Here is a 6,823-nt window from a genome sequence, read left to right as displayed (position 1 = left end):
GCGGTACCGGCCGCACCGACCGCGAAGCCGACACCGGCACCGATGCCCGCGCCGATGAGCCCACCACCGACGGCGCCGACGGCCGCCGCCGGGGCACCGACGATGGCGGCACCGGCCAGTGCGCCGCCGACCGTCGCGGCGGCGATCTTGTCCGAGCGGCTGGGGTTGATGCCGATCGAGCGGCCCTGGGTCGCGATGGCGGCCTCGACGTCGGCGGCGGAGTTGTTCACGCCGTCGAGGACCTCGCCCGGGAGCTCGTCGGGTACCGGGCTGGTGAAGTCACCGACGCGCAGCGTGCGCGGAGGCGGGGCGATGGGCGCGACCGGCTCGACGGGCTCGGGGAGGTGCAGCTCCTCGATGACGATCGGCGGGGGCGGAGCGGTGTATTCGGGCACCGGGCGCGATTCCGGACGTTCGGGCGCGAGACGCTCCAGCGTGTCGGGAGCGTCGAACGTCGCCAGATCGGACCGGCCCTCGTCGGCGGGCGCCGGCGTGTTCACGCCCGGCTGCTCCGGGTTGATCCCCGGCTGCGGCACCGCGATCGCGACGCCGGCGCAGGCCACGGCCAGCGCCATCGGCAGCACGCCGACGAGCGGACGGGCGACTCGCCGCGCCGTCGAAGAGTTCACATCATCGGACCGACGGATCACGCCGAACACCCACTCACACACTCGACACCATGCGGCACGTCCCCGCGTACCGCGCAGCGACGATAGCGGTAGCCGAGCGGATGCTGTCAAATCGATAGCGAGTCGACATCACTCGCGCGTGTCAGCGCTCAGCTCACCCCAGCACGTCGTGGCGCACGATCGTCTGATCGCGGCCGGGGCCCACACCGATGCACGAGATCCGCGCGCCCGAAAGCTCTTCCAGCCGCAGCACGTACGCCTGCGCGTTGGCAGGCAGCTCCTCGAAGGTGCGAGCCTGCGAGATGTCCTCCCACCAGCCGGGCATCTCCTCGTAGATCGGCTTCGCGTGATGGAACTCGGTCTGGGTGGTCGGCATCTGCTCGACCCGCTCGCCGTCGATCTCGTAGGCGACGCAGATCGGCACGGTGTCCAGACCCGACAGCACGTCGAGCTTGGTGAGGAAGTAGTCGGTGATGCCGTTGACGCGGGTGGCGTAGCGGCTGATGACCGCGTCGAACCAGCCACAGCGACGGGCCCGGCCGGTGGTGACGCCCACCTCGCCGCCGTTCTTGGCCAGGAACTCACCGAAGTTGTCGAACAGCTCGGTCGGGAACGGGCCGGAGCCGACGCGGGTGGTGTAGCACTTGAGGATGCCGAGCACCGTGTCGATCTTGTTCGGGCCGATGCCGGAACCGACCGCCGCGCCGCCCGAGGTCGGGTTCGACGAGGTGACGAACGGGTAGGTGCCGTGGTCGACGTCGAGCAGAGTGCCCTGCGAACCCTCCAGCAGGATCGTGTCGCCGCGCTCGAGCGCCAGGTTCAGCTCGAGCCGGGTGTCGGAGATGCGGTGTTTGAACGACTCGGCCTGTTCGAGCACCTCGTCCACCACCTGCTGCGGGTCCAGCGCGCGGCGGTTGTAGATCTTCACCAGCACCTGGTTCTTGAATTCCAGGGCGGCCTCGACCTTCTGGGTGAGGATCTTCTCGTCGAGCACATCGGCGACGCGGACGCCGACGCGGGCGACCTTGTCCTGGTAGCAGGGACCGATGCCGCGGCCGGTGGTGCCGATCTTGCGGCTGCCGAGGAAGCGCTCGGCGACCTTATCGATCGCCACGTGGTACGGCATGATCAGGTGCGCGTCGGCCGAGAGCAGCAGGCCGGAGGTGTCGACGCCGCGCTCTTCCAGCCCGGCGAGCTCGTCGAGCAGCACGCCGGGATCGACCACGACGCCGTTGCCGATGACGTTCTTCACGCCGGGGGTGAGGATGCCGGACGGGATCAGGTGCAGGGCGAACTTGTCGCCGTTGGGAAGCACGACCGTGTGGCCTGCGTTGTTGCCGCCCTGGTAACGAACGACCCACTGCAACCGCTCACCGAGCAGATCGGTAGCTTTGCCCTTACCCTCGTCGCCCCACTGGGCGCCGATGAGGACGATTGCCGGCATTTCGCGTCTCCTACAGATCGACGGCAGCACACGGTGTACTGCAGCTACCTGCCGAATTGAGGCGGTGGCCGGAGACACAGTCTAGCCGACCCCTGATCAGGACCCTCCGACCTGCCCTGTCCGAGCACGCCGACCCCGGACCGCTGCGGGTGCCACGATCGGTTACGGTTACTTGCCGGCAGGGGGTTTGCCGTGTTCGAGGGCGACAAACCGTCGACCCGACCGAGGAGGGTGTACCGCAGTTTGAGTACCCACGTTCTCCGATGTGGTGACATGCCGGTCCCGATCGCACTGGCCTCGCAGCCGACCACGCAGACCGGGCCACAGCCCGACACCGGCGTGATCGACGAACTGCTGCCGGTGCTGGCCGCCGACAGCCTGCCGCGCCTGATCGTGCTCGGCTCCGACGCCGCCCTGGCCACCGTGCTCACCCATCTGATGCGCACCGAACGCCTACACGTCGAGGTCGGTTTCGTGCCGACCGAGACGACCTACGCCTCGCGGGTCTATCAGACCGCCACCGGCAACGCCGCCGCCAAGATCGCGCTCGAGGGCCGGGCGATCGAGACGCCGCTGATCCGCGACGACACCGGCACCGTACTCGTCGGCCGGGCCAGCATCACCGGCGTCGACGGCGCCAAGCTCGAGGGCGAGGCCTACGTCGACGACACCCTGCTGTTCACCGGCACGGTGACCACGATGCTGATCTCACCGACCATGACGATGCCCGGCGTCCGCGCCAGGGTCCGCAAGGGTTTGCGCAAGCGCCCCTGGGTCGCCGGCCGCGCCGCGCAGCTCGGCACGCCGGGCGCGATCGTCACCCGCGACGGGATCACCACCGACCGCAAGGTGCCCCGCTCGACCTTCTATCGTTTCGAACAACCCTGGCTCCTGGTGCGATGACCTCCTCCTTCCCCACCGGCAGGCGGGCAGGCCACAGTGCCGTCCGCCCCAGCCCGGTCTTCCTGCTCATCGTGCTGATCACCGTGCTCGGCGGCGCGCTGGCCTGGGACGCCGACATCGAGTCGGTGCGCGCCAAGGTCGGTGTGTTCGTGCTCGTGGTGTTCGGCTGGATCATCAGCCTGTGTCTGCACGAGTTCGCGCACGCCTATGTCGCGTGGCGGGCCGGCGATCATGAAGTGGAAGTGCGGGGATATCTCACCCTGAATCCGCTGAAATACAGCCACCCGGTGCTGTCGATCGGATTACCGCTGATTTTCATCGCGCTCGGCGGTATCGGATTGCCCGGTGGCGCCGTGTATGTCGACACCACGCGATTCCGGTCCGGGGTGCAGCGGCTGGTCAGCGCGGTCGGTCCGGCGTCCAATCTGCTGTGCGCGGTGGTGCTGCTGGTGGTGGTGCGCGCGTTCGGGACGATGCAGGAGCACGCCGCGTTCTGGTGCGGGCTCAGTTTTCTGGCGTTCCTGCAGATCACCGCGTTCCTGCTGAACATCCTGCCGGTGCCGGGCCTGGACGGGTTCGGGATCATCGAGCCCTCGCTGAGTTACGAGACGCGCCGGTCGCTCGACCAGATCAAGCCCTACGGAATGCTCGTTCTTTTCGCTGTCATCTTCTTCACACCATTGAGCCAGGTGTTTTTCGACGCTGTTTACGCTTTGTTCGAACTTTCCGGGGTACCTGACGGGTGGGCTGCCTACGGTAGCCACATGACCCGGTTCTGGCGTTGATAGCCTGTCGCGGGTCAGCCTCGACTCAGGAACGGAAACTCGTATGGGCACCACCGAACCGCCCGTAGTTCTCTCTGTCGTCATCCCGGCGCTCGACGAAGCCTCGGTCATCGCCGCCTGCCTAGACCGGCTGGTCGGCCAGGACGCCATCGACGAGATCATCGTCGTCGACAACGGCAGCACCGATCGCACCCGGGAGATCGTCGCCGAGCTCGCCGCCCGACATCCGAAGATCGAACTGATCGACGAGCCGAATCCCGGCGTCGCCCATGCCCGCAATACCGGCTTCGACAAGGCGCGCGGCGACTACCTCGGCCGCATCGACGCCGACACCCTCGTCGGACCCGACTGGGGCGCCACCGTGCGCGCCCACCTCGACGCGCATCCGGACACCATGGCGGTGACCGGCATCAGCACCTACCACGACTCCCCGATCGGCTTCTTCCTCGCCGCCGCGATCGGCGGCCAGGAGCGCCTCGGCCTGATCAAACACCAGCCGGTCGGCAACGTGCACGGCGCCAATATGGCGATCCGGCGGACCGCGTGGGAGCAGGTGCGCGAGGCCACCACCACCCGTCGTGACCTGCACGAAGACCTCGACCTCGCGCTCTGCCTGACCAAGGCGAAACTGCGCATCGACCAGCTGCCGCAGCTGCGCGCGGAGATCTCGGCGCGTCGCCGCCAGACGCCGCCGAGCATCTGGTGGAAATACCAGTTGCGCGGCCTGGAGACCATCGCCAACCAGGGCTACAACGTGGTGGGCTTCCACCGCGCCGTGATCACCGGGGCCTGGGTGATGCACACCTCGCAGTGGCCGATCTACCGGGTGTGGGACTTCGACCGCAAGCGATTCTCGCTGCGGCCCGGCCGCCCCAGGGTCTCCCCCGTCGGCGACTGAGCCGTCACTCCTCGGGCGTCACATACGGATTGGGCACGGTGGGCGGGAGCAGCGCCATCGCCGAGATGCGCTGCATCCCGCACACGACCATCAGATCCACCACGATCGACCGGATCTGCGCGAACACCACATGCGCCGAAAGACCGGCACCGGCAACGAGTTCGGGGCGGGCCTTCTTGGCGACGCTGCGCAGCGCGCGGGTGGCCTCGGCCTGATCGGGCTGCTCGCCCGGGTCCGCCAGCATCATCTTGCGGACCACATCGGTGGCATGGCCCAGCTGATCGACCAGGTCGATCAGGCGCGGATCGAGCACCTCGTCGTCGCGGACCAGAGTCAGGGAACGGCGCAGCAGCACACGGGTGTTGCGGACGGCGTTGTCGAGCGGATCGGCCGCCGAATGAATGCGCGCGAGGCGTTTGCGGGAGTTCCAGTACAGCGGCGAGATCCGGCTGACCTCGCGGCCGCCCTCCAGCGCCGAGCGCAGGGCGTCGATCTGCTTCTGGGTGGCGCGCACCGCCGAGAGGGCCTCGTGCACCTTCTCCGAGTTCTGTTCGAGCAGGCCGTCGGCGCAGGTGATCATCGACTTGCTCATCACCGACAGCACGTCGGCCGCGTGCTCGCGGGCGCGGCGCACCGGGTGCAACGGGATCAGCCCGACCATGAGCACCCCGACCAGGCCACCGACCAGTGCGTCGATCATCCGGCTCGGCCCGGCCCCGGACGACTGACTCAGCGTCGAGACCAACACGGCCGAACCCGCCGCCTGGATGGTGATGATCGAGCCGCCGTCGAGGAACACCGAGCACGCCATCGCGGCGGCGACCACCAGGCCCACCTGCCAGACCCCGGTGCCGACCTGCGCGATGAACAGGTCACCGATGCCGATGCCGACGGCGACGCCGACCACCAGCTCCACCGACCGGCGGATCCGGGCGCCGAAGGAGATGCCGATCGAGACGATCGCCGCGGTCGGCGCGAAGAACGGGTCGGGGTGCCCGATGACGTTGTGCGCGATGAACCACGCCAGTGCCGCACCCAGTGAACACTGGATGATCGGGATCATCGACAGCCGCAGGCGCACCGCCGACGCCTTCACGCGATCGACGGTGCTGTCCTTGGCGGCGGCGACGACCGGGCTGGCCGCGGCGACGACGGGATGGGGATCGCTCACCTACGACTCGGATCCGGCCGCGGGCTCAGTCCAGGCCGAGTTCGGCTGCCGCGTGCGGATCGCAGTCCTCGAGCAGATCCAGGCAGCGGGCGTATTCCTCGGTCTCACCGATGGTCTTGGCCGCCCTGGCCAGCGCGCCGACGCTGCGCAGGAAACCCTGGTTCGGTTCGTGATTCCACGGGACGGGGCCGAAGCCCTTCCAGCCGTTGCGGCGCAGCAGGTCGAGGCCGCGGTGGTAACCGGTGCGGGCGAAGGCGTAGGCGGCGACGGTGTCGTGGTTGACCTCGTCGCCCGCGCGCTCGAGCGACGCCTCGGCCAGCTGCGCCCACGCGATCGACGCGGCCGGATGATCGGCGGCGACCTGGACGGGATCGGTGCCCGCCGCGATGGCGTCCTCGGCGTCGATCAATTCCGGAAGGAGGACCGGCTGCGGTCCGAGCAGGTCACCGAAGGAGGTCATGGGTTCATTGTGCACCGAGGCCCGTGACGTCGTCGCCCGGCCCGCCGCGAGGCGATCGGCGAACCCCTCGGCGCGGCGCGCACTAGGCTGTGGCGCGAGTGGAACGTTCGAGCCTGAGCGAGGGGTACTAGGTGTCCGACCCGACCGACGAGAACAACGCGGCAGCCGAATCTGCCGACCCCGGCGCGACCGCCCAGCGCGGCGCCGATTCGTCGAACACCGCGCCGTCGACCGGCGCGCCCAAGTCGACCCCCGAAGCGGTGACCGAACCGGGCAGGCCGACCGTTCCCCCCGGCAACGCGGAGACGGTTGTCATCCGCCGTGGTGAGCTGCCGGGCGCTGCCGGCGCCGGCGACCAGTCGACCGAGCGACATACGAACGCACCCGGCGGACGTTCGCCGTCCGAACGCCCGGCGAACGCGCCCGGTGGTCAGCAGCCGTCCGGGCGACCGGGCGACGGCCTCGGCACTGCGCCTGGCGGACAGCGCCCTTCGGGCCCGGGGAATTCCTCGGCCGGAGGCCCCGTCGGCGGC

Annotated in this window: 7 protein-coding genes and 1 pseudogene; 4 read left to right on the top strand and 4 right to left on the bottom strand. The window is 69.1% G+C overall.

Annotated elements, in window-relative coordinates:
- Together V8688_RS30750 and V8688_RS30745 are read right to left on the bottom strand one after the other, a co-directional pair.
- The coding region (locus tag V8688_RS30750) for a hypothetical protein (RefSeq protein ID WP_342802261.1) at positions 1–629 on the bottom strand (629 nt) is incomplete at its 3' end.
- Between the two features lie 154 nt (positions 630–783).
- Positions 784–2,073: an adenylosuccinate synthase gene (locus tag V8688_RS30745; protein ID WP_218715864.1), complete on the bottom strand. Its 1,290-nt coding sequence runs from the start codon at positions 2,071–2,073 to the stop codon at positions 784–786.
- 273 nt (positions 2,074–2,346) lie between these two features.
- On the opposite strand from V8688_RS30745, the gene V8688_RS30740 reads away from it, so the two are divergent.
- Genes V8688_RS30740 through V8688_RS30730 form a run of 3 tightly spaced genes read left to right on the top strand, consistent with a single transcriptional unit; the run spans position 2,347 to position 4,659 of the window.
- Positions 2,347–2,976 carry a hypothetical protein gene (locus V8688_RS30740; RefSeq protein ID WP_218715865.1) on the top strand — a complete coding sequence of 210 codons (630 nt, stop codon included), beginning with the start codon at positions 2,347–2,349 and terminating at the stop codon, positions 2,974–2,976.
- Positions 2,973–3,761, top strand: coding sequence for a site-2 protease family protein (locus V8688_RS30735; RefSeq protein ID WP_218715866.1), 789 nt, complete (start codon positions 2,973–2,975; stop codon positions 3,759–3,761). The genes V8688_RS30740 and V8688_RS30735 overlap by 4 nt, the downstream gene beginning before the upstream one ends.
- A gap of 43 nt (positions 3,762–3,804) precedes the next feature.
- Positions 3,805–4,659, top strand: coding sequence for a glycosyltransferase family 2 protein (locus V8688_RS30730; RefSeq protein ID WP_342802260.1), 855 nt, complete (start codon positions 3,805–3,807; stop codon positions 4,657–4,659).
- Positions 4,660–4,663: 4 nt separating this feature from the next.
- Here the strand turns inward: V8688_RS30730 and V8688_RS30725 are convergent, their stop codons facing one another.
- Together V8688_RS30725 and V8688_RS30720 are read right to left on the bottom strand one after the other, a co-directional pair.
- Positions 4,664–5,830: an FUSC family protein gene (locus tag V8688_RS30725; protein WP_218715868.1), complete on the bottom strand. Its 1,167-nt coding sequence runs from the start codon at positions 5,828–5,830 to the stop codon at positions 4,664–4,666.
- Positions 5,831–5,855: 25 nt separating this feature from the next.
- Entirely contained in the window at positions 5,856–6,290 is a 435-nt protein-coding gene (locus V8688_RS30720) for a DUF3151 domain-containing protein (protein WP_218715869.1), read from the bottom strand.
- A 131-nt stretch (positions 6,291–6,421) separates the two neighbouring features.
- Here V8688_RS30720 and V8688_RS30715 point away from each other — a divergent pair.
- Positions 6,422–6,823 (top strand): annotated as a pseudogene (locus tag V8688_RS30715) (hypothetical protein); the annotation flags it as partial.

Origin of the sequence: Nocardia sp. No.11, from assembly GCF_038752175.1 — a bacterium.
In the GTDB taxonomy this organism is placed as follows: Bacteria; Actinomycetota; Actinomycetes; order Mycobacteriales; family Mycobacteriaceae; genus Nocardia; species Nocardia canadensis.
Note: the sequence above shows the minus strand (reverse complement) of the source record. Positions and strands in the feature narration are given on the sequence as shown.